Below are 23,433 nucleotides of genomic sequence, written 5' to 3'. Positions count from 1 at the left end.
AGAAATACGCTTTAAACTAAAATTTATTTAGCAAATTCATTGATTTATACAAAAAGCCGCATAAGAACTGACTTATGCGGCTTAAAATTTTAAACTATTTTATAAGTTATAAGTGAATACGTTAACTTACTTTTCTTCTGCAGCAGGAGCAGCAGCTGGAGCGGCGGCAGCAGCATCTGCAGCAGGAGCAGCAGCTTCGGCTGTAGCAGCATCTTCAGGAACAGTGACGCTCACAACGGATTCTTCGCCATCCATATCGAGCTCAACACCCTCAGGAAGCTTGACATCCTTAGCAAACACCTTGATGCCGTCGGTCAAACCATCAACGTTAACAACCAAACGCTCTGGCAAGTTAGCAACGTCTGCGCGAACCTTGAGCTCCTGGACATCCACGAATGCAACTGCAGCACCCTTTGGAGTGCCTTCAACGAAGACTGGAACTTCAACGTCAATCTTTTCGCCAGCCTTAACTTCGTAGAAGTCAATGTGTTCTACAATGCGCTTAACAGGGTTACGCTGAACATCCTTAACAACTGCAATGCGAGATTCCTTGCCAAACTTAATAGTGAACAAAGCATTAGCGTGACGCAAAGCCAAAGTGGTTTCGCGCATTGGAAGAGTAACATGCACTGGTTCAGCACCGCCAGCATAAAGGCTTGCTGGAATCAGCTTAGCTACGCGCAAACGACGAGCAACACCCTTACCAAACTCAGTGCGCAATTCGCCTTCAAGAGTAATTTTTGTAGCCATATCGGTCTCCTTATGGTCTGGATAGTTTAGTTTGTTAATCCAGCTTCAGGCGCACCGACGCGCCGAAAACCATAAGAGGCTATCAGCCCAGTCGATAACGGAACTCTGCCACAAAGCTAGCGGCATATTCCCTCGCCAAAGCAACTTTGCCATTCTAACGACAGGCTACGACTTATGGCAAATACAAAATTATTACTAATCAAATCGAATATAACTGCTACTTGAGCATACGAACGATTATTATAGTTAATAGTATGCAAGTGCATAGCATGATACTATGATGTGCGCTTAATCCGCAAGCCGTTTGGCATAATGAAGGAGCAAATGTGTCCGTTTTTAATGCACTCCAACAGCAAGCGTTTAATCTTGCCCGTAAAGCATTGCGTATTGGCAGTAACTTCGCGCACCCAGTCAGCGATGACCGTGCAGGCGAACCAGACTACCTTAATACGGATCAAGAAAACACAAATACTTTACTTTCACAAAAGCAACGCCTTCCACACGTAGAAGAGTGGGGCGCGCAAATGCCAACAACGACGTTTATCGATCCGGAAACAGGCTTGTTGACCACAAAAACCGAAAGCGCAGCACCTCTTGACGAAGGCACAAGCATTTATGACTTATATGCAGATCGCGCAGCACGTATGGGTGACGATCCGCTTTACACTTATAAAGAAAACGATAAGTGGGTCACAAAAACAGCTAATCAGTTCCTTCAAGAAGTACGCGATGCTGCAAAAGGTTTGATGCACTACGGATTGCGCAAAGGCGACGCCGTTGCCCTTATGTGCAAAACATCATACGAGTGGGACGTCACCGACGCAGCAGTTATGGCTTGTGGTGGTGTTCTTGCAACTATTTATGACACGGATTCAGCTGAGCAAATTCGCAATATTGTGAATAATTCCGACTCGCGTTTCCTTATTGTTGAAACAACTGACATGCGAGATAAAGCTGATGGAGCTATTGAAGAATGCCCAAGCTTGGAACGCATTATTTGCATTGAAACAGGCGGTTTAGCAGAACTTCAAGCTTTCGGATACGCTGTTAGCGATGAGGAACTAGATGCTCGCATTGATTCTGTAAAGAAAACAGACTTGTGCTCTATTGTTTACACTTCTGGTTCCACAGCTGCACCTAAAGGCGTGGAAATGACTCACGAACACTATTGCACTACAGCGTTGAATTTGCCTGTTTACTTGCCAAATTTGCTTAGCGAAAAAGACGGTTCTGTGCTTTTGTTCCTTCCTCAAGCACACTCTTTTGCAAGAGCAATTAACTATATTGTTGTTGCAAGTACGTTGCGCATTTATATTGCTCAAGGTATTCCTACTTTGATTTCTGATTTGCAAGTTGCAAAACCTACGGTTATGATCGTTGTCCCTCGAGTTCTTGAGAAGGTTTATAACGCAGCTTCGCAGAAGGCTGGTCACGGTGCTAAAGGCTTGGCTTTCCAGGGTGCTGTTGTGACGGCTCAACAGTATATGAAGGAAGTTCAGGAATTTGGTGATGCTAAAGCTCTTACTAAAGCTCGCCGCACTGCTTACGATCCGCTTGTTTATCGTCCACTTCGTCAAGCTCTTGGCGGTCGCACACGCTGGATTGTTGCAGGTGGAGCTCCTCTAGATCCTGAATTGCTTTCATTCTTCCGCGGAGCAGGAGTTCCTGTCTACGAAGGTTATGGTCTTACAGAAACTACTGCACCATGCGCGTTTACTCCTATTGGAGTTCCATTCCGAGAAGGTTCTGTTGGCATCGCATTCCCAGCTTTTACTTTGCGAATCGCATCCGATGGCGAAGTTCAAATTAAAGGCACTTGCGTATTCCATAAGTATCACAAAAACGATGAAGCAACAGAAACTTCATTTACTAAAGGACGATGGCATGCTTTATATTACCGGACGTAAGAAGGATTTGATTATTACTGCTGGCGGTAAGAATGTTGCTCCTGGACCTATTGAAGAGATGATTAAGAGATGCGAACTTGTGTCTCAAGCTCTCGTTCTTGGAGATAAGCGTCCGTTTATTTCTGCACTTGTTACTTTAGACGAAGAAACTTTACGAAATTGGCTTAAACTCAAGGGTCTTGACGCCACTATGAGCATGGAAGAGGCTGCTAATAATGCTGTTGTTCGTGCTGAAGTGCAAAAATTTATAGATCTTGCCAATGAAGGCGTGTCACGCGCAGAATCTGTGCGAAAGTTCATTATTTTGTCAGAAGAGTTTACGCAAGAAAACGGCTTAATGACTGCGTCTATGAAGATTATTCGTCCACGAGTTATTAAGCGTTACACTACTTTACTTAATACACAAATGTATACGACGCGCAAAAAGTAGTTTGTTTAAATTAACTTAACTAAGTGCATATCGCAAAACCGCGGCTTAACTTGTTTTATTCAACTTGCTCGCCGCGGTTTTGCATTAATTTACGACAATTTTGTGCAAACACATTAGGCTTAAGGCACAATAAAATTAAGTAATTGTCCAATAATATCGAAATAAGCAAAATATGCTCTACTAGAACCCTAAACGCTCAAGCTTCTTAGGGTCGCTCTGCCATCCTTTTGCAACTTTCACGTGCAATTCAAGCACAGCTTTTGTTCCAGTAATACGATTTACCGCCGTGCGCAAACGCTTCTTTACGCGCACTAAATGCTCCGCACGATGACCAATAATAATCGGCTTTTGAGAATCACGCTCAACATAAACAGATACAAGCACATGCGCTTTGTTGTCTTCGTATTGAGTATCTTCGCCATCCCCCGGATACACAATATCGTCAACTACAACAGCTAAAGAATGAGGCAACTCGTCGTCCAACTCTTCCAAAAATGCGCCGCGAATAAGCTCCGAAATCATGCTTTCTGTGCTTTCCTCACTAAGCTGATCCGCCGGATACATTTGCGGACCTTCCGGCAAGTTTTGAATCAAAACATTCTTAACTTCGTCAACATTGTCACGTTCCAACGCACTCACAGGCACAATATCCGTAAAATCAGCAAACTGCTGAATTTGAAGCAAATGCGTAACTAACTCACTGCGACTAAGCGTATCGATTTTCGTAACAATACCGATAAGCGGAACTTTCCAAGTCCAATTGCCCTTCTCATCTTTTTTAGCAAAATCAGAGCGAAGACGGCTTAAAATTCGCCTATCTCCTGGTCCTATTTCCTGGTCTGCTGGGAGCAAAAATGCAATCGCGTCAACATCTGCAAGCGACTCGTCAACAATATCGTTCAAACGCTGACCAAGAAGCGTACGAGGACGGTGAATACCAGGAGTATCAACCAACACCATTTGTGCATTATCGGTAGTAACAATCCCTCGAATAGCCTTACGCGTAGTTTCCGGACGAGAAGACGCAATAGCAATTTGCGTACCAATAAGAGCATTCATAAGCGTAGACTTACCAACGTTTGGTCTACCAACTACAGCTACGAAACCGGAACGATAACCGTGAAAATCAGGAGTAGAAATCGTTGCGCAAGTTGAAGCGTCTAGATTTGCAAACATCTCGTCGTCAAAGTCATCAGTGTCATCGAAGTCATCAGTATCGTCAAAGTTGTTAATATTATTCACGTTATTCTTACCGTCCAGTTCTTTATTTCAGCATATTCGTTTGTTTCATAGTACTAGCTTGCTTCAAAGCATTGGTTTGTTTGCTTTCAGCAGATTTTTCGGAAGAGCTAATGTCATTTTGATTATCCTTAGACTCTTCCAAAACTTGCGCATCTCGTTCTACTAAAATAGTAGATACTTTCTTTCGCCTACCAGCTGAATCTACAGCAGTTAATTTTAGTCCTCTTGTAATAGCACTGGAACCAACAATCGGCACATTACCAATCAACTTCGTAAGCAAACCAAACACAGTATCCACATCGTCTTCGTCAATATGAACTTCAAAAATATCTTCCAAATCTGCGATTGACGTTCGAGCAGGCATCTTCCACACGCCGTCACGTATTTCTTCCGGATCTGCATGCTGAGTGCGATCGTGCTCATCTTCCAACTCGCCAACAATTTGCTCAATAGCATCCTCAATAGTAACCAAACCAGCAATTCCACCATATTCGTCAACCACTACTGCCACATGCTGGCGAATTCGCTGCATTTCGTGGAATAAATCGTCAACCGGCTTCGACTCAGGAACAAGCATAGGGTCTCGGCTAATTGTTTCAACTGCTCTAGAAGATGCTGCAGGATTAAACACAGTAGCGCGTACAGCATCCTTCAAATAAGCAACACCTACTAAATCATCTACAGAATCTCCAATGACGGGAACTCGAGAAAATCCTGAGCGAGAGCATAATTTAAGGAAATTTTCCAGCGTTTCGTCGCTTTTTACGCAAATCATATCGGTTCTAGGTACCATTATTTCGCGAGTCAAAGTATCTGAAAGCGTGAGCACATTGCGCATCATTTCCGAAACTTCCGGATCGAAATCATTCGCTTCAACAAGTCGGTCAATACTAGCCTTTGCTTGATCCAGCTGAATATCTTCCAAAGCTTCATCATCTGACGGATCAACATGCTTTTTCCTAGAAGTGACGTCAACATCGCTAGCAATATGCACTAAAGGATTAATCGCAATAGCAATAGACACAATGCGAGAAAGCCGCATCAACTTTGCTACAGGTTGAGCCGCACCAACCGAACGTGGGCGAACAAGAATAGAAATCACAGCTACAACTACTGAAACAACAACACCAATAATAAGAGTTACCCATAAAGGCGAGCCGAAAAATGCAGCTAAAGAAGCAAACAAAACTCCATCTAAAACGTTACATAGCACACGCACAAAAGCGCATGCTCCAGAAGTTGTATAACGGTCAGCAATCAGTTTTTTTACACGATGGATTCTAGCAATTCGACGCATACGCACTATGGCACTAGTTTCATCATCATGCGTTTGCGCTTCAATCATAAGATTATTTAAGCTTGCACGAGTAACTCTAGGCACTGCACCTTCTGCAGCAGCCATCGCAAGCGAAAGCCATACAAGCAGCATTGCCAGCACAAGCAATGCGGCTAAACCAATCCAGACATGCAACGGCAATTGCGGAACTGATATGCTAGAAAATATTCGTTTAATATATTCCATAATTATGCTCTTAATGCGCTTTAATGCTGTTTTTTATTTTTATTTTTATTTTTGACGCTACTCGCTTCATGCTCAGCATCGTAACGCTCAAGCTCGTTTATTGCACCTTCCGGCAACGTAGCATCATACAATTCTCCAGATCGAGCAGCGAAAAAAGTAAGCATTAGTTGACGTTGCAAACCAAACATTTGCTTTTCTTCTTCCGGAGTAGTGTGATCATAGCCAAGCAAATGCAAAATACCGTGAATAGTTAGCAACAACATTTCTTCCATAGTACTGTGCCCAGCTGCGAGCGCCTGCTGTTGAGCAACCCACGGGCAAATCACCAAGTCTCCAAGCATTCCTTCAGAAACTTTTTCATCGCTTCCAGGAGTAAGCTCGTCCATTGGAAAACTCATAACATCCGTTGGGCCTTCTAGGTTCATCCAACGTTCATGCAAACAGGCAATTGGCTCTGGATCAACAAAAGTAATCGATAAATCCGAATGCGTACTTACTTTCATTTGTTGAAGAACCCACATTCCAAGATCTGAGAAGATTTTAGCGTCAATATTCCACACTGTTTCATTCATGACTTCAATGCTCATGATTTATCTGTTATTCCTCTCAGTAGATTCTTTAGTACGTTCACGTTTTTTACGCTCAAGCATTGCATCGTAATTTTCGTATGCTTCCACAATACGACCAACCAAAGCATGACGCACAACGTCTTCTGCTTGCAAATGCACAAAAGCAATATCTTTAACTTCGCCCAAAATCTTCTCAATAGAAACAAGACCAGAACGCACAACTGCTAAATCAACCTGCGTACTATCTCCTGTAATCACCATGGTTGTATTAAAACCGAGTCGAGTTAGGAACATTTTTAATTGCTGAACAGTCGCATTTTGCGCTTCATCAAGAATAACAAAAGCATCGTTTAATGTGCGACCTCGCATATAAGCAAGAGGAGCAACTTCAACAACATTCTCGTCAAGATAGCGTTTTAATTGTGCAGATCCAAGCATATCAGAAAGTGCATCATAGAGTGGACGCAAATATGGATCAACCTTATCGTTTAAAGTACCAGGCAAGAATCCTAAGTTTTCGCCAGCTTCAACAGCAGGACGAGTAAGAACAATTCTGCGGACTCTTCCATCTTCCAATGCACGAACAGCTTTAGCAACTGCTAAATACGTTTTTCCAGTACCAGCAGGACCAATTCCAAACGTTACAATATTGCAATCCATTGCTTGCACATACGCTGTTTGACCAGCAGTTTTTGCGCGAACAGGATTTCCTCCAGCAAACGTAATCACGCCTTTACTCATTCGAGCTCTTCTGCTCATAGCACGGCGATGAGCTTCTTCACTAGAAGGCAACAGCTCACTTGAATCTCTTGAAAACTCATTTTCAGCGCGCGAAACAGAATTATTAATTGCATACGACGAAGAAATAATACTATTCCCAAGCACTCCACCATCATGACCGATACGGTTTATACGCACATTGTGTTCATCGTTATGCAAAATATCACGCTCAAGCATGCGTCTTACTTCGTACGCATCCATAGGTTGCTCGTAAGCTGCATCAATCATGCGCCTAAACGCATACTCAGCTTTAGCTGCATCTTCATCTGCTCTAGCTGAACGAGCAACAATTTGAACATCTTTGCCTCGCACAGTAATATCTGCTTCTGGAAAAGCATGTTCTACTTCACGCAAACCAGCATCTGCAGCACCTAAAACTGCAACCGAGCTTAATTCGCTAGGAATTTGCACAAAACGCGTAGTACTTTTCGTCACGGTTTACAAGCTACCTTCTACAAGTTTTTCGCCAGTCAATACATGAGCATGAACATGAAACACTGTTTGACCAGCATCAATACCAGTATTAAATACGAGTCGATAATCACCGTTGAATTCATCATCAGCAATTTTTTGCGCAACACCAGCAATATGAGCCAAAGTTTCAGGAGCCTTACTAGCAAGCTCAGCAACATTCTTATAGTGATTGCGCGGCACAATCAGCACATGCACTTTTGCTTGCGGATTAATATCTTTAAAAGCAACTACCGAATCGTCTTCATAAACTCTGCTGCTTGGTATTTCTCCAGCAACAATTTTACAAAAAATGCAATCAGCATCAGTATTGTAAGTGATACCACTCATGGTTTCTCCCCTATTTGTTACTAAATGAAATCAATGCCTTAAACCAAAAGCAATCGACATGCTTCTTACTATTTTACACAATTATGAGCACTTTTAGATACGATTTATGCGATTATTCGTAACGTCCTAAAGCGCGCGAAAGAAGAGAAAGAGCTACAGGTCCTGCAGTAGATGCGCGAAGAATATTACTGCCTAAAACGCAGCTTTTAGCACCAGCATCAATAAACATTGACACTTCGTCATCACTAATACCACCTTCTGGCCCAACTAAAACGTAAACAGTGCGCTCTTTACCATCCTCCAAACAGCGCTCGCTAAGAGTATTTACTGCTTGTTCTATTTGATTCCAGCAATCAGTTGCGTCTTGATGCAATACAATTACGAGATTTCCGTAAACGCACGCACGCCTACATATTGCCACTATTTGCTTGCTTGAAACACATTCTTGAAGTTCAGGCATCCATGCGCGACGAGATTGCTCTGTAGCAGACTGTAAAACTTGGCTCCAACGCTTATCTGTGCGACCAGGTTTCCACTTTGCAATTGAACGATCCGCACACCAAGGGATTACTTCATCCACACCAATTTGCGTAGCCATATCAATTGCTTGCTCATCGTGCCCTGTTTTTGCCAAAGCTTGAACAAGTGCAAGTCTAGTCATGCGAGGAGCTTCCCTAGTAAACGCTTCTACACGAACTAAGCCATTTTCAACATCCGTCACCTTTGCATGAATGCGCAAGCCTTTGCCGTCAGAAAGTTGCAAAGCATCGCCTTCTAATAGTCGCATGGCAGATATAGCGTGACGTTTTACTTGCGATGGAAGCGTAATCGTCCACCCTTCTTCGATTCCTTCTGCAAGCACAGGAGCATTATCGTGATCAGTATCAAGCAAAAATAAAGCGTCAGTCATAGTTCAAGCCTAACGTGAGGATGCGCCAAGTACTAAAAAATGTTTCTGTGCAAGTATTGTGGCAAACTAGAACAGTACGTATTGGAGGTTTGCAATGAGTAATGAGCTTGGTGATAACACTGCGCTTGTTACTTTGCGTATTTCACGCTTTACTCCATGTAATAAATCTGAAGATGATTCAAACAGTAAACAGACAGAGCGCAAGCGCAGAGAAAGTCCTTTTGCGCGCAGAAAGCGCAGTAACCCTTTCGCAAAACTAGATTCTTCAAAAAATAACATAAATAATTCTTCCGAATCTAGTGAATCCAGAATATCTAGTGAATCCGGTGAACCTTACAAATCTTCTCCAAAACGAATTCAAGGTAAGCATTGGGTTCAAGATTACAGTTTACGCGTTCATTCTACTGACACTATTCTTGACTGTTTACTGACTATTAAACGCACAATCGACCCAACTTTAGCTTTCCGCTACTCATGCGGTCACGGCGTTTGCGGTTCTGACGCTGCAAACGTAAATGGCATGCCAACCTTACTATGCAGTGCAACTATTGGCGCAAACGCACGTTCTGAAAGCACAAATAGCGTGCAATCTCGAGGCTTTAGAAAAACTGGCACTACTAGCAGCTCCTCACAGTCGACAAAATCGCCAACTTTACAGCAAAAATCTAAAGAGACTACCACTTTGCAAAATGGCACTTTTGGTGTTATTGAGCTTGCTCCACTTTCAGGATTTGCAGTTCAGCGAGATCTTATTTGCGATATTTCGCCTATGATTTCGCAAATAAAACGCTTAGAACCTTATTTGCAAGCATCTAACGTTTCTACGAGAAATATTGAAGGGAAACTCCAGCTTATTGAGTTTTTGCAACATCCTGAGGAACTTAAAAAGTTTGAGCTTTTGAGCAATTGCATTATGTGCGGTGCTTGCGAAGGAATTTGCCCAATTTATGCAGGCGGAGAAGCCTTTATTGGTCCTGCAGCATTGGTTAACGCGGCTCGTTTTATTTACGATTCCAGAGACAACGCAACAGAGCATCGCCTTGATCTAATAGACGGCAGTGACGGTATTAGCGCATGCCAGTCAGTTAGAGCATGTTCAAGACAATGCCCTCGCGGAATTGATATTGGCGAAGAAATTTGGCAGCTTACAACGCTTGTAAACGAACGCAAAAACTCTTAGATTATTCAATTCCAGATGCTATGCGCACCGCCTCTATTGGGTCGTCTGTAACAGCAAACAAGTGCGGATCGAGTGAAGAAATAAAACCTCGTTGAGTTACTGTAGACTTCAGCCAGTCAATCAAACCATTCCAGTACGAAGTACCAAAAAGAACAACAGGCACGCGCGCAACCTTATGCGTTTGCACTAAAGTCAAAGCTTCAAACATTTCATCCATTGTGCCAAAACCGCCAGGGCACACAATAATTCCAGAAGAATATTTCATAAACATTGTTTTGCGTACGAAAAAATACCGAAATTGCATGCCAAGATTAATCCACTTATTCAAACCCTGCTCATGAGGAAGCTCAATCCCCAATCCTACAGACGTACCACCAGCTTCTGCAGCACCACGGTTTGCAGCTTCCATAATTCCAGGACCGCCACCTGTAATAACAGCAAAACCACGTATTGCAAGCTCTGAACCCATAGTGCGAGCTAAAGAATAGTCAGGATCATCTTCTTTTATTCGAGCAGAACCAAAAATACTAACAGCTTTACCTAACGATGCAAGCGCGTCAAAACCATCAACAAACTCAGCTTGAATACGAAGCGCACGCCACGGATCCGCACTACGCCAATCCCATCTTTTATCTACTTCTACACCAACTCCAGAAACAAGCTGCTGATTGTTATCGTTACGAAGAAGCGTTTCTGTAGTGCTCTCCTTAGGAATCATAGAACCGCGCATTACAACAGAACCACGATGATACGTGTTATTCCAAGGTGGAACATCTACTGAAAAATCCTCTTTACTATTAGACATAATTACTCCATTAGAAACTTACTTGCAAAGATGTTAAGAATAATAATTGAAATTAGTCTTCAACTTCATCTAATTCTTCTTCCATATGCTTTGATTGCATAGAAAGTAAGAATCCAGAAACTCCTGCAGCAATAATAGAAGCAACAAGAACGCCAAAACGTGCTTCAGCAGACAAATCTGCGTCAGAATACGCAAGAGAAGCAATAAGAAGAGAAACAGTGAAACCAATTCCACAGGCACATGCTGTAGGCATTAAGTCTACTACTCGAAGACCATCAGGAACTTTCAAGCCCAGAACACGCTTTGATATCCAAGCAGTTACCATAATTCCAACAGGTTTACCAACAACAAGAGCAATAGTGATAGCAATCAAAATTGGCGAGAAGAACAACTCCCAAGTCAATGTTTCAAAATGCACTCCTGTAGCAAAAAGAGCGAAAATTGGAAGAGCCAGCAGCGCAGAAACAGGCTGAATTTTTTCACGATAGCGTTCAGCACGAAGCGTTTGTTCACCATGAACTAAATGTGCCGGAGTTAGCAAACCCACCATTACTCCAGCTAAAGTTGGATGCACACCAGCTTCATACATCATAATCCATGCCATAACTCCTACTATTACAACCAACGGCCACGGAACACGCTTTAAACGCACTAAAGTAGTCCAAACCAAACCACAAGCAACTACTCCAGCAAACCAATACCATGCGTTAAGAGACGAGAAGAACACAGCAATAAGTGCTATTCCAAGCAAATCGTCTACTGTAGCAAGAGTCATAAGAAATGCGCGCAAAGCATGTGGCAAAGTTTTTGCAAATAAAGCAAGAACAGCAAGAGAGAAAGCTATATCCGTTGCCGTAGGTATTGCCCACCCGTCACGAACCATATCAAGCGAAGGTAAAGCGCCAGAAGTAAGACGCATAATCTCCTGCCCGGCATGCAATTCAGAAAATACAGTTACTGTAGCAACAAACAGTAAAGGAGGCACAATCATTCCACCAACAGCACAAATCATTGGCATTGCAGCTGCACGAGGATCAGAAAGCGAACCAGCAATAAGTTCGTGTTTTAAATCTAAGCCAACTGACAGGAAGAAAATAGTAAGCACGCCGTCTTGCACCCAATGACCAATTGACATATGTATATTCGTCCACGGAATGCCTACATGAGTATGCGATATGGCTTCAAATATTGGCGCTGTTAAAGGAATGTTTGCAAGCAATAAGCCAGTAAGAGCAAAGCCAAGCATAATTAATCCAGAAATTCGCTCATTATTTGCAATATTGCAAGCTATTCTCCAACTGCGTCGTATCATATTGTAAATATTTCCTCCACTAAATGCATTTATAGCATTTATAGCGTTTATACGTTTATAACGTTTTATAGTGCAAAATATGTGATTCGCACTTTTAAGTATAACTGAGAGGCATAAACCGAGCGAGTTGCATACGAATTAAAAAAAAACGCGGAGCAAAAGCTTCGCGTTTCATTTGTGCGCCAGACAGGATTCGAACCTGCAACCTTCTGATCCGTAGTCAGATGCTCTAATCCGTTGGGCTACTGGCGCATGTTTCCAGTCTCAAAAACCATGTCCTTGTTTCCGGCAACTTGACTAATATACAACTATCCGCACTAAAACACAAACCCCGGCGTGTCGACCAGGGTTTGTTGTTAAAAATACTGATATTGATAAATATCCGCTAAGTTGTAAAGATTGAATTATGCTCTACGCTCAAGCACTTCGTCAACCATTCCATAAGCTTTGGCTTCTGAAGCAGTCAAAATAGTATCCACTTCAATATCTTTACGGATGCGCTCAATATCTTGACCAGTATGCTTTGCAAGCGTTGATTCTAACCAAGAACGCAAACGCAACATTTCCTTAGCTTGAAGCTCAATTTCAGTAGCTTTACCAAAATCTTGACCCATTGCAGGCTGATGAATAAGCACACGAGCATTCGGCAAAATCATGCGCTTACCAGCAGCTCCAGCAGCAAGAATAATAGCAGCAGCAGAAGCAGCCTGACCCAAGCAAACAGTTTGAACATCTGGATTAATGTACTGCATGGTGTCATAAATCGCAGTCATAGCAGTCATCGAACCACCAGGTGAATTAATGTACATCATCACATCGCGATCAGAATCCATGCTCTCTAAAACAAGCAACTGAGCCATAATGTCATCAGCAGAAGTGTCATCTACTTGCACACCCATGAAAATAATGCGATCTTCAAACAGCTTAGTGTAAGGATCCTGAGTTTTCATGCCGTATGGAGTTTGCTCGCCAAACTGAGGCAATACGTAACGATTAGTAATGCGCTGAGCAGAAGTAACACCGCCAAAACCAGCTAAACGCTCGGCACGCGCAACAAACTTTGCTTCTTCACTTGCCATAATTACTCCTCACCGCGCATAGAAGCAGGAGTGGTCACAATCTTATCTACGAAACCATACTCCAAAGCTTGCTGAGCTGTAAACCAGTGATCGTATTCATTATCTCGGTAAATTTCCTCTACCGTATGACCAGTCTGCTTTGCAGTCAATTCAGAAAGCGTTTTTTTCATATCCATAATAAGCTCTGCATTAATTCGTACATCTGTAGCAGTACCACCGACACCGCCAGAAGGTTGATGCATAAGCACACGCGCATGCGAGGTAATATAACGCTTACCAGGAGTGCCAGAACTAAGCAAGAACTGACCCATAGATGCAGCCATGCCAACAGCAATAGTCGCAACATCTGGCTCAATTAATTGCATAGTATCGTAAATTGCCATACCAGCAGTAATTGAACCTCCAGGCGAATTAATATACAGCCAAATATCCTTCTTAGGGTCTTCCGCAGCAAGCATTAACATTTGTGCGCAAATAACATTGGCATTCTCGTCTTTTACTTCAGATCCCAACCAAATAATGCGATCTTTTAGCAATCGATTAAAAATAGAATCAGTTGATGTAGACGCTTCAGCCTGTTCCATCACAGGAGAAGCTGTAAAAAGCTCAGTCACTATATCTCCTTGTTACCACGTAATTATTTCTACACTACCTTGTGCGCATGACCACATAGAAAATATTGCGAATATGATTTGAATTGAATGTTTTACACCAAATTTCTAGAATTTTATTCATATCAACAGATGTAATTTTTACTTATTATCCTACACTAGTATGCATTATTGAGTATATTTTTATCGGATTATCAATTCATTATAAGGAGTAATTATGGATTCTAACCAATTGCCAGATAACAACTACTCGCCTGCTCCGATGCCAAATAACGAGTATCCAAATAATGGTTACCAAAATAATACATACCCAAATAATGTAAATCCAAATAACGGATACCCAAATAATGGTTATGAAAACAATGAGTATCAAAACAACGTATACCCAAATAACGGATACCAGAACAACAATTACCCTAATAATGTAAATCTAAATAATGGTTACCAACCAAACGTATATCAGAATAATCAACAACCAGTCAACAACTATCCTGCAAACGCTTATCCAAATGCAACAAATACAAGTGCTCATAAGTCAAAATACACTTGGCTTATTGTTGTCATAGTAGTAGCAATAGTTGCAGTAGGTGGCTACGTAATTTCAAAACCACATTACAATTCAACTAATCTTAAGCCACATTACAATTGCTCTGCACCTAAAAGCGCAAATATTGAAGAATACGTACATTGCCATTCAGAAGAAGCTAAAAAACTCACTAATGGATTTAATGATGCCACTAGCAGCTCACCATTCAACATAACGTTTGCCACTAAAGGTGATCAGCTCAATATAAATGCAAAGTTCAAAAAGCACCTATCTGATTTAGAAATTACAGCGTTAAAGACTGGAATGCAAACATACGGCGATAGCCTCTCGAACTTGATGCCACAATCAGCATCGGATGAAATGAAAGAAAAAATTATTGCACCAGTGCGCATACATTTCTCCTTCTCAAACGATGATGGAACTTTTATTGCAGATAAAGAATTCAGTTCTAATAATTAATTAAAAAATAACTAAAATAACCAACATAACTAAAAAAATTTAAACATTATTTGCGGCTAAAAATTTTGGTATCATCGTTATGCTTCTAGATACAGCACAAGAAACAACCATTGGAATAATCATAATCATAGGCAAATTCACTAATTGTGCTACCAAAAAAAGCGCAAACCACAATGACTTTCGACTTGCAGTTAGCATACTTGCAGCACCAAAAATAGCAGCTATTACCAATATTTTGGGCTGACTTGATAACATGCCACCAACAACTGGAATGTTCATACTTATAAAACCTATAATCAGCCCTACGCAAGCTCCAGACGACATACTCGGCTGAAGCACACCACCACTTGCGCCAGCTCGAAGAGTGCAACTTGTTAAAATTATTTTTGCAACAACCAGTAGAAGCAAAGTTACCAAAGAGTTTTTGTCAATTGCAATACTTGTTTTTGCAATGTTATATGCGTATTGCGCTAAAGCTCGACCATTGCCCATAATGGCTGGATTCCATGATGCAACTAATCCTGTTACTAAGCCCATTAATGGCAAAAAATATAAAATTTGGTAATTGCGAGCACACTTAGAGCGAGCCCAACGAATCATCTTATGGAAAAGAGTGCCAACAATACCACAAGGAATGCCAACTATAATTGCAAGCAGCAACACAGTCGTATTGACAATATGGATGTCATCAAGACTTGACAAACAATAGTAAGGCTCATACCCAAGCACAAAAATAGTAGTCAATGATGCAATTTCACTTATACATAACGCAATAGCAAAAATACTAAATTTTTGTATAAGCCAATACCATTTCAAACGCTTTAAAGAAGATTTCGAGTCATGAGAAAAACGTGGAATTGCAACCAAACCTAGCGTCATAATCGCACCCGCTATTGGAGCGCGATAAACTCCAGCTAAACCAGCACCAGCAGCACTTGCAACCAAAACGCGAGCTTGAAATTCACTGACTCGGATAAAGCAGAGTAACTTCTGAGTAAGCATTGCAGCCAATTCTCGAGGCGCAACTTCCCTACCTAAACTTGCGCCAGAAGCAACTATAAAAATTTGTAAACATACATGGATAATCGTTGTATGCCATGGCATTGATTGACCACGAACAGCATGAGCTATATCGACAATACGATTAGAAGATTTTGTCCATAACCACATCCAAATAATTGCAGCAACAGACATGACAATTAATACAACAGCAACGTAGTGCAATACTGGCAATCCAACTGGCGAAGGTTTAAGAGCAGATTCTGAAAATCCGAACATTACATTTTGCACAGCATGTAGTAACAGAGTTAATAATATTGCACCAACCCCAGCCATAACTGCAACAAAAAAAGCAATAAGACTTAATCGTAAACATGTAAAAACATAGCTCAAACACTTACTAGGTTTTTTACTGCCTACTATTTGCAAATTGCGTTTTTCCATTAGCGGCAGCCTTCCTTATGTTATTTGTTTTTCATTTTATTTGTTTTTCACTTTCTTTAAAGTATAACAACAACACAAAAACCCAGAGCAAAAGCCCTGGGTTTTTAGCGAATATGAGAAAGTATGAACTTTTTCTTGTTTGAAAAATACTACTTAGAAAGTTCGTCAGCAACTTCTGCAGCAGCAGAAGCAGCCTTCACGCTTTCGTCTTCGTCATCATCCTCAGACAAGAATGCACTCAAGTCAAGAGCTTCTCCGCCAGAAACGAACTTTACAGCACGCATACCAGCAAGCAAGCCCTTAGAGCGAGCAACTTCCTGCACAGCAGAACCAAGCTGACCGTTGTTAACGATTGCGTTAATGAACTGGTTTGGATCCATACCGTACTGCTGAGCAACAGAAACCAAGAAGTTGGTGACATCAGCCTGGGAAACAGTCACATCCATCTGTTCAGCTAAAGCGTCAAGAACCATTTGGTCGCGAAGTTCCTTCTCAGCAGCCTGCTGCGCTTCGTCCTTCTGCTTCTTGGTAGCTTTTTCAGGATCAGGGGTCATGCCCTTCAAATGCTCTGAAACAGCCTTATCCAAAACACCCTTTGGTACAGGAATTTCAACTTCTTCTTGAAGCTTAACAAGGAATGCGTCACGGGCATTAGTTGCCTGACGACCTTCAGCAGCCTGCTCGCAAGCCTTGCGAATATCTGCCTTCAAATCCTTCAAAGTATCAAACTCGGAAGCTTCCTGAGCAAAATCATCATCAAGCTCTGGCAATTCCTGAGTCTTTACGGAATTAACCTTAACCTTGATTTGAGCCTTCTCGCCCTTATGCTTGCCGGACTCGAGAGTACCTTCAAAGGTGGTTTCTTCACCGGCAGAAAGGCTATCCAAAGCCTCATCCAAACCGTCAAGCAACACACCGGAACCGATTTCGTAGCTTACGCCCTCTTGTGCATCAACTACTTCGTCATCGATACGAGCTTCCAAATCAATGTTAGTGTAATCACCCTTAGCTGCAGGACGGTCAACACCAACCAAAGTAGCAAAACGCTGACGGAGACTTTCCAAGCGCTCCTTGACATCCTTGTCGGAAACCTTTGGCTTCTCAACTTCAATCTCAACGCCCTTGAACTTGTTCAACTTGAAATCTGGACGACGCTCAACTGTTGCTACAAACTTAAGACTTGCATCTGCATCAGTCGACGTTGGAACTTCCTGAACGTCAAATTCTGGCTGATCCATTGGGCGAATCTTCTTTTCTTCCAAAGCCTTGGAATAAAGCTCTGGTACAGCGGAATTTACGGCTTCGCCGGCAACAGCTGCGAAACCGACGCGCTGATCTACAATCTTGCCTGGCACATGTCCCTTACGGAAACCTGGCACGTTAATTTGCTTAGCAATCTCCTTACGAGCTTCTTCCAAGAATGGCTTGAAGTCTTCGAGATCTGCGGTAATGGTGAGCTTAACTTTAGTTGGCTCAAGATTCCTGACGCTGATTTTCACGCTTGCGCTCCTGAAATTACGTTTTTTCTAGCTTCTGCCGTATGGCACAACCGTTACATGATAGCGCGAGTTACGGACTCAGCTACCAATCGGGTTTGCCATTCGCGAGCACCATGCTCACTTAAGAATGTTTTAACATCAATATCTTGCGCATCATCATGCCAGCAAAGATTACGAATAATCTGTGGTTTGATAATAATTTCTGCAGGAGTATGAGTGTATTCAGAAATTTGATTTAACTCAGCTTTTACTCTTTGTAAACGCTCGTAACGCTTAGGGTGATGTTCTCGCCAATATTTCATAGATCTAGGAGCGCTTTGGGAATCTTGCATATCCTGCAAGTACTGCGAATCCGATAAATCATGGCAATCCTGACAATCATTAGAACCTTGCGACTCGTCAGTATCTGTTGACTTAAGTACGTTCGTTTTACGAGATTCGCGCGAATTAAGTTGAATAGCTCCATTCGGTAATACTGGATGCACATCATCCATAGCCGTTTCACCAGATTTAGCGCGCAAAATAGCATTCTCTATAACGTTTTTCCAAATAGATGGTTTAACTTTGCGCTGAATTGGAGCGTAACGCTCGAACATTTTGTCTTGCTCACTGCCAGTGTGCATTCGCACTCGCTCATTCAAAGAACGAATAGCACGAAACGCACGCGCATTACTAGGTTTACGCTTACCAGCTTCAATAATCGCAGCGTCAGAAAGTAGCAGAGTTGGCGCAATATCATATTCACGCGCTAAAGCATCTCGCTTTTGCCACAATGCTTTCGCAATAACTAAACCAACACGATCGTGCATAAGTACGCTAATATGCGATATTTTAAGCCATGGACGTGGATGCGGAGCTTTCTTTTGTGCACCCTTACTAAGTAAGTGTTTAAATTCTTCTTCCGCCCAAGAAAGTTTACCTTGCTTTTTAAGTTCGACGCGCATTACTTCTTCTAGCTCAATAAGTAATTCAACATCTAAAGCTGCGTAATTTCGCCAATCTCTAGGAAGTGGGCGGTAAGACCAATCTGCTGCAGAATGTTCTTTTGCAAGAGTAAGACCCAAATAATATTCAGTTACAGAGCTTAAACCAAAGCGCTTTCTGCCAAGTAATTTAGCTGCGATTTCGGTATCAAATAATGCAAGTGGGCGCAAACCAATATTGAAAAATCCTGGCAAATCTTGCATCGAATCGTGAATAATCCAAGGCACATCCCCTACTGCCTTGTTAAATTCGTTCCAATCAGCTCCAAGTTTTGTAAGTTCTATAGGATCTAATAATCCAATTCCTGCACCCTTACGTTTGAACTGAATCAACCAATCTTCATGACTGTAGCGAAAACCGGAAGCTCGCTCAGCGTCTGCAGCTAAAGGACCGGAGCCTGCCTCCAACAAGCTGCAATAATCTTTATATGCTTCAAGCGTATCAATGACTTCTGGAACTCCTTCTCTAGGCTCTTTTAAAAGCTTTGGTTCCTCGTTCAAGTACGCCTCCCGATTGCATGCTTTACCCAAATTCTTACGCTTTTTGCAACTTATTCTGTACTTTTTGCAAAATATCCGTAAAAAATATTTAAGCCGTGTTACAGATTATGCATCTTTAACACGGCTTCAACTTTCGCACACAACTACGACTATTCAAAAATAAAAAATCAAATAAATAATCAATTAAATAATCAATCTGTTTTATTGTTTGCTACTTCGTCATTTATGCGCTTAACAAGCCTAGTTTTAAGGAATCTAGTAAGAGTAAATGCGACTGCCGAAGCTAAAACTGTTGGAACAACGTAGCCAGCATGTAAACCTAAATCCGAAAAGTTGACTATTGGAAAAGTGACAAGTTCTGTAACAACAGCTATAACAATAGATATTATTGGCACTTCAATAAGAAGTTTCTTATCGAAAGATGCAACAATGTTTATTGGCAATAAAATTATTGGCAAAATAACGAAAATAGTAAGCGCTGTAGCAAAACCAAACTGATCGTTACACCGCACAAAAACAGCTAACGCTAATGTAAAAGCTAATGCAATCCAACAACCTATTCTGCGCTTCATTGCGTATCCTTTCTCTAAAAAAGAGTATTTGTATAATTATACAAAAATCCTTCAAAAAAAACAACACGATACGCAAAGATTGCCTAAATTACAGTTACATTTTTGACGCAATTTAAATGCAGTCTAAATGCAATCTAAACGCAGTCTAGTACACAACAAAACCGTGATCTTTGAACTGGTTTACAACTCGTTCTTTAAGTGCTCTAGAAGGCCCTTTTTGATTCTCAAGAGGGTACGAAATTCGAAGCTCATGCCACTTTGGACGTCCTAGTTGATGGAATCCAAGCACGTCAATATGCTCAACAGCATCACCAAACGAATCGCAAATCTCAGCAACTTTTTCAACATTTTCTTCGCTGTCTGTCAAACCTGGAACAAGCACAAAACGCACCCAAATCTTCTTACCAGCCTTCGCTAAGCGCTGGCCAAAGTCAATAGTTGGCTGAAGCAAGCCGCCAGTTACTTTTTTATACGTTTCTTCAGTTCCTGATTTAACGTCAAGAAGACAAAGATCAATGTCTTCAATCATTTCGTCCGTGTAATTGCGATTCAAAAAGCCGGAAGTATCCAAGCAAGTATGCACGCCCATTTCTTTTGCTGCACGAAACACTCTAGATACAAAAGCTGGTTGCATCATAGATTCGCCGCCAGAAAAAGTGATCCCACCGCCTGTTGCTTTAAAAAGACTTTGATAACGATCAACTTTTTTAATCATCGCATCTAAGTAGACTGGCTTGCCGTCGCGCATTTTCCAAGTATCAGGATTTTGGCAGTACTGGCAGCGAAGCGGGCAGCCACTCATAAACACTGTCATACGAGTTCCAGGGCCGTCAACAGAAGTATTGATATCCCACGAATGCACAAATCCAATATCGCCAGTTTTAAGAGCTACCAAGCGATCTTTACGATCCAGCCCAATTGGCGACTCAAATCCAGAAAGACCACCCATTAAAGTTTGGCGAGCATACTCTTTCGACTCTTTCAGCATATGCTGAGTTGTAGTACGAAACACTGTGTTTTCAGCCATCTAACTGCCCTCCAAACTATTTATAAATAAATAATAAATAATATACGCAATTAACAAAAGCCGGGAGCGAAACTAGCCTCGCTCCCGGCGGTGTTTACTAATCAACCAAATCAGTCAGTAACTGAACCCTGGTGGAATGTACGAGAAATAACGTCGAGCTGCTGCTCCTTAGTGAGCTTCACGAAGTTCACTGCGTAGCCGGAAACTCGAACCGTCAAATGCGGATACTTTTCTGGGTGCTCAACAGCATCTTCAAGCTGTTCCTTACGCAACACGTTGATGTTTGCGTGGTACAAGCCGTGACCGTTGCCAGCATCCAAAATGCCAACCAAGTTGCTGATGCGCTCGTCTTCGTCACGACCCAAACCGTCAGGAGTAATGGTGTTCGTAAGCGAAATGCCGTCAAGAGCATCATCGTAATCAATCTTTCCAACGGAGAACATCGAAGGAAGCATACCGTGCGAATCCATGCCGTTTTCTGGGTTTGCGCCTGGAGCGTACGGAGTACCCTTCTTGTGACCGGATGGGAAGGAACCAGTGTTCTTGCCATACTCAACGTTAGAAGTAATAGTCAAGATGGACTGAGTTGGAACAGCATTACGGTACACAGGCAAACGCTTTACCTGACCCATAACAGTGCTTACAACCCACTTTGCTAAGTCGTCTGCACGATCGTCGTCGTTACCGTAAACTGGGAACTCGCCAACAGTCTTGTAGCCAACGATTAAGTCGTCGTCGCCGCCCTCGATGTACTCGTACTCGTGGCCTTCAGTGGTCTTAGCATCCTTGTTGTAGATTGGGTAAACCTTTGCATACTTCAAAGCAGCCAAGGAATCTGCAGCAATAGACAAGCCGGACATGCCGCAACCAAGCGTACGGTAGACTTCCCTATCATGCAAAGCCATTTCGATGGACTCGTAAGCGTACTTATCGTGCATGTAGTGGATGATATTCAAAGCCTCAATATAAGTCTCGGAAAGCCATTCCAAAGCCTTCTCGTAGTTAGCCTTAACCTTCTCGTAGTCGAGAGTGCCGTCAGCTTCTGGCTTGATTGGGTCAATAACACCCTTATCGATAACTTGCATGCCGGTCATTTCATCGCGGCCGCCGTTAATAGCGTAAAGCAAAGCTTTTGCAGAGTTCACGCGAGCTGCGAAGAACTGCATTTGCTTACCGACGCGCATTGGAGAAACGCAGCAAGCAATAGCAGCGTCGTCACCCCAGTGCTCACGAATGTCTTTATCGGACTCGTACTGGATTGCAGAAGTGTCGATAGAAATTCGTGCGCAGAAACGCTTATAAGCTTCTGGAAGCTTTGGATCCCAGAAAATAGTGATATTTGGCTCAGGACCAGGTCCCAAATGCTCAAGAGTCAAAGTGTTGAGCAAACGGAACGAAGTCTTGGTTACGAAAGTGCGGCCATCCTCGCTGAAGCCTGCATCGGACCAAGTTGCCCAGTAAGGATCACCAGAGAAGATTGCGTCGTAATCCTTAGTACGCAAGAAGCGCACAATACGAAGCTTCATAACAAGAGCGTCAATAATTTCCTGAGCGTCGGTTTCGTTAATTAAACCTGCCTTCAAATCGCGCTCAAAGTAGCAATCGAAGAATGCGGAAACGCGACCGAAGCTCATTGCAGCGCCATCCTGGCTCTTAACAGAAGCAAGATAGCCCATGTAAGTCCACTGAACAGCTTCCTTAGCGGTCTTAGCTGGACGAGTCAAATCCAAACCGTACTCGTTACCCAAGTTAATAAGCTGCTTCAAAGCCTTAATCTGCTCGTCATGCTCTTCGCGGAAGCGAATCCAATGCTCAATTTCGGTCTCGGTAAAATCGTTACGGTATGGAATCGAATCCTTGTCGCGCTTCTTAAACTCAATAAGCATGTTCACGCCGTAAAGAGCAACACGACGATAATCGCCAATAATACGACCGCGGCCGTAAGCATCTGGCAAACCGGTCAAAATCTTGTTGTGGCGAGCAATCTTAATATTCTTGGTGTAAACGCCAAACACGCCATCGTTATGAGTCTTACGGTAGACGGTGAAAATCTTCTTGATTTGAGGATCTACTTCCTTGCCAGCTTCTTTAATAGCTTGCTCAACCATGCGCCAACCGCCGTTTGGCATCATAGCGCGCTTGCAAGGCTCATCAGTTTGCAAACCGACGATTACGTTATCTACTTCTGGGCTTTCAATGTAGCCTGCTGGCATTGCGTCAATACCTGCTGGGATATGAGTTTCAACATCATAAACACGACGCTCACGTTCAACAGCTAAGTAGTTGTCGTCGAGATATTTCCACATGTGCTTCGTTTTTTCAGTGGCATTTGCCAAGAAACTTTCGTCACCTTCATATGGCGTATAGTTCTTTATTATAAAGTCGCGTACGTCAATGTCTTTCTTCCAATTGCCGTCAGTAAAACCATTCCACGCTTCGGTACGAAGATCCTCTTCACTGAGAACTGGCGCATCAACTGATGTCATGTTTAGACTCCTTTTGTA

18 protein-coding genes, 1 tRNA gene and 2 pseudogenes are annotated in these 23,433 nt (G+C 42.4%); 3 read left to right on the top strand and 18 right to left on the bottom strand.

The genetic code is table 11. The features are described 5' to 3' along the window. Positions 1-126 precede the first annotated feature (126 nt). Positions 127-750: a 50S ribosomal protein L25/general stress protein Ctc gene (locus tag HXT59_RS04125; RefSeq protein ID WP_012914231.1), complete on the bottom strand. Its 624-nt coding sequence runs from the start codon at positions 748-750 to the stop codon at positions 127-129. Between the two features lie 326 nt (positions 751-1,076). Between HXT59_RS04125 and HXT59_RS04120 the strand changes: the two are divergent. Further along, a pseudogene (locus HXT59_RS04120) lies at positions 1,077-3,087 on the top strand (AMP-dependent synthetase/ligase). A 180-nt stretch (positions 3,088-3,267) separates the two neighbouring features. Here the strand turns inward: HXT59_RS04120 and era are convergent. From era to HXT59_RS04090, 6 genes are all read right to left on the bottom strand, one after another. After that, positions 3,268-4,329, bottom strand: coding sequence for a GTPase Era (era, locus tag HXT59_RS04115; protein WP_004108744.1), 1,062 nt, complete (start codon positions 4,327-4,329; stop codon positions 3,268-3,270). 22 nt (positions 4,330-4,351) lie between these two features. Continuing rightward, on the bottom strand, positions 4,352-5,851 hold the full coding sequence (locus HXT59_RS04110) for a hemolysin family protein (RefSeq protein WP_004108742.1): 1,500 nt from the start codon (positions 5,849-5,851) through the stop codon (positions 4,352-4,354). A 20-nt stretch (positions 5,852-5,871) separates the two neighbouring features. Next, positions 5,872-6,438: an rRNA maturation RNase YbeY gene (ybeY, locus tag HXT59_RS04105; protein ID WP_004108739.1), complete on the bottom strand. Its 567-nt coding sequence runs from the start codon at positions 6,436-6,438 to the stop codon at positions 5,872-5,874. 3 nt (positions 6,439-6,441) lie between these two features. Beyond that, the gene (locus HXT59_RS04100; protein WP_004108736.1) at positions 6,442-7,635 is read right to left on the bottom strand and encodes a PhoH family protein; all 1,194 of its coding nucleotides are present in this window, start codon (positions 7,633-7,635) and stop codon (positions 6,442-6,444) included. 3 nt (positions 7,636-7,638) lie between these two features. Next, the gene (locus HXT59_RS04095) at positions 7,639-8,001 is read right to left on the bottom strand and encodes a histidine triad nucleotide-binding protein (protein WP_004108733.1); all 363 of its coding nucleotides are present in this window, start codon (positions 7,999-8,001) and stop codon (positions 7,639-7,641) included. Positions 8,002-8,113: 112 nt separating this feature from the next. Then, a complete protein-coding gene (locus tag HXT59_RS04090; protein ID WP_004108731.1) occupies positions 8,114-8,911 on the bottom strand; it encodes a 16S rRNA (uracil(1498)-N(3))-methyltransferase in 798 nt (265 codons plus the stop codon). Between the two features lie 94 nt (positions 8,912-9,005). Between HXT59_RS04090 and HXT59_RS04085 the strand changes: the two genes are divergently transcribed. Beyond that, complete coding sequence (locus HXT59_RS04085) at positions 9,006-10,091, top strand: succinate dehydrogenase/fumarate reductase iron-sulfur subunit (protein WP_421784162.1); 1,086 nt, start codon at positions 9,006-9,008, stop codon at positions 10,089-10,091. A 1-nt stretch (position 10,092) separates the two neighbouring features. Here HXT59_RS04085 and HXT59_RS04080 read toward each other — a convergent pair whose 3' ends face one another. From HXT59_RS04080 to HXT59_RS04060, 5 genes and pseudogenes are all read right to left on the bottom strand, one after another. Further along, a complete protein-coding gene (locus HXT59_RS04080) occupies positions 10,093-10,896 on the bottom strand; it encodes a TIGR00730 family Rossman fold protein (protein WP_004108726.1) in 804 nt (267 codons plus the stop codon). A gap of 73 nt (positions 10,897-10,969) precedes the next feature. Continuing rightward, positions 10,970-12,208 (bottom strand): annotated as a pseudogene (locus HXT59_RS04075) (Na+/H+ antiporter NhaA); the annotation flags it as partial. Positions 12,209-12,386: 178 nt separating this feature from the next. Next, positions 12,387-12,460: transfer RNA gene (locus tag HXT59_RS04070), tRNA-Arg, on the bottom strand. A gap of 152 nt (positions 12,461-12,612) precedes the next feature. Next, the gene (locus tag HXT59_RS04065) at positions 12,613-13,287 is read right to left on the bottom strand and encodes an ATP-dependent Clp protease proteolytic subunit (RefSeq protein ID WP_004108705.1); all 675 of its coding nucleotides are present in this window, start codon (positions 13,285-13,287) and stop codon (positions 12,613-12,615) included. 2 nt (positions 13,288-13,289) lie between these two features. Continuing rightward, positions 13,290-13,901, bottom strand: a complete 612-nt coding sequence (locus HXT59_RS04060; protein ID WP_004108703.1) for an ATP-dependent Clp protease proteolytic subunit — start codon at positions 13,899-13,901, stop codon at positions 13,290-13,292. 214 nt (positions 13,902-14,115) lie between these two features. On the opposite strand from HXT59_RS04060, the gene HXT59_RS04055 reads away from it, so the two are divergent. Next, positions 14,116-14,904 carry a hypothetical protein gene (locus HXT59_RS04055; protein ID WP_004108702.1) on the top strand — a complete coding sequence of 263 codons (789 nt, stop codon included), beginning with the start codon at positions 14,116-14,118 and terminating at the stop codon, positions 14,902-14,904. A gap of 39 nt (positions 14,905-14,943) precedes the next feature. Here the strand turns inward: HXT59_RS04055 and HXT59_RS04050 are convergent, their stop codons facing one another. The 6 genes from HXT59_RS04050 to pflB all read right to left on the bottom strand — a co-directional run bounded on the left by HXT59_RS04050 (position 14,944) and on the right by pflB (position 23,415). Continuing rightward, a complete protein-coding gene (locus HXT59_RS04050; protein WP_102703148.1) occupies positions 14,944-16,347 on the bottom strand; it encodes a chloride channel protein in 1,404 nt (467 codons plus the stop codon). 149 nt (positions 16,348-16,496) lie between these two features. Further along, entirely contained in the window at positions 16,497-17,846 is a 1,350-nt protein-coding gene (gene tig / locus HXT59_RS04045; protein ID WP_012914242.1) for a trigger factor, read from the bottom strand. Between the two features lie 53 nt (positions 17,847-17,899). Further along, a complete protein-coding gene (locus HXT59_RS04040; protein WP_012914243.1) occupies positions 17,900-19,330 on the bottom strand; it encodes an HRDC domain-containing protein in 1,431 nt (476 codons plus the stop codon). 191 nt (positions 19,331-19,521) lie between these two features. Beyond that, a complete protein-coding gene (locus HXT59_RS04035) occupies positions 19,522-19,902 on the bottom strand; it encodes a hypothetical protein (protein ID WP_012914244.1) in 381 nt (126 codons plus the stop codon). A gap of 145 nt (positions 19,903-20,047) precedes the next feature. Beyond that, entirely contained in the window at positions 20,048-20,929 is an 882-nt protein-coding gene (pflA, locus tag HXT59_RS04030) for a pyruvate formate-lyase-activating protein (protein ID WP_012914245.1), read from the bottom strand. Between the two features lie 110 nt (positions 20,930-21,039). Further along, complete coding sequence (gene pflB / locus HXT59_RS04025) at positions 21,040-23,415, bottom strand: formate C-acetyltransferase (protein WP_004108690.1); 2,376 nt, start codon at positions 23,413-23,415, stop codon at positions 21,040-21,042. Between the last annotated feature and the right edge of the window lie 18 nt (positions 23,416-23,433).

It is taken from the genome of Gardnerella sp. KA01001, from assembly GCF_049244025.1.
Classification (GTDB): domain Bacteria; phylum Actinomycetota; class Actinomycetes; order Actinomycetales; family Bifidobacteriaceae; genus Bifidobacterium; species Bifidobacterium swidsinskii.
The sequence above is the reverse complement of the archived record's forward strand: the minus strand, read 5'-3'. Positions and strand labels throughout refer to the sequence as shown.

Excerpts from the sequence above, each read along its gene's own strand:
- pflB (WP_004108690.1), bottom strand. The coding sequence starts at position 23,415 with ATGACATCAGTTGATGCGCCAGTTCTCAGTGAAGAGGATCTTCGTACC.
- HXT59_RS04035 (WP_012914244.1), bottom strand. The coding sequence starts at position 19,902 with ATGAAGCGCAGAATAGGTTGTTGGATTGCATTAGCTTTTACATTAGCG.
- ybeY (WP_004108739.1), bottom strand. The coding sequence starts at position 6,438 with ATGAGCATTGAAGTCATGAATGAAACAGTGTGGAATATTGACGCTAAA.
- HXT59_RS04095 (WP_004108733.1), bottom strand. The coding sequence starts at position 8,001 with ATGAGTGGTATCACTTACAATACTGATGCTGATTGCATTTTTTGTAAA.
- pflA (WP_012914245.1), bottom strand. The coding sequence starts at position 20,929 with ATGGCTGAAAACACAGTGTTTCGTACTACAACTCAGCATATGCTGAAA.
- HXT59_RS04055 (WP_004108702.1), top strand. The coding sequence starts at position 14,116 with ATGGATTCTAACCAATTGCCAGATAACAACTACTCGCCTGCTCCGATG.
- HXT59_RS04090 (WP_004108731.1), bottom strand. The coding sequence starts at position 8,911 with ATGACTGACGCTTTATTTTTGCTTGATACTGATCACGATAATGCTCCT.
- HXT59_RS04080 (WP_004108726.1), bottom strand. The coding sequence starts at position 10,896 with ATGTCTAATAGTAAAGAGGATTTTTCAGTAGATGTTCCACCTTGGAAT.
- HXT59_RS04110 (WP_004108742.1), bottom strand. The coding sequence starts at position 5,851 with ATGGAATATATTAAACGAATATTTTCTAGCATATCAGTTCCGCAATTG.
- HXT59_RS04065 (WP_004108705.1), bottom strand. The coding sequence starts at position 13,287 with ATGGCAAGTGAAGAAGCAAAGTTTGTTGCGCGTGCCGAGCGTTTAGCT.
- HXT59_RS04050 (WP_102703148.1), bottom strand. The coding sequence starts at position 16,347 with ATGGAAAAACGCAATTTGCAAATAGTAGGCAGTAAAAAACCTAGTAAG.
- HXT59_RS04125 (WP_012914231.1), bottom strand. The coding sequence starts at position 750 with ATGGCTACAAAAATTACTCTTGAAGGCGAATTGCGCACTGAGTTTGGT.
- HXT59_RS04085 (WP_421784162.1), top strand. The coding sequence starts at position 9,006 with ATGAGTAATGAGCTTGGTGATAACACTGCGCTTGTTACTTTGCGTATT.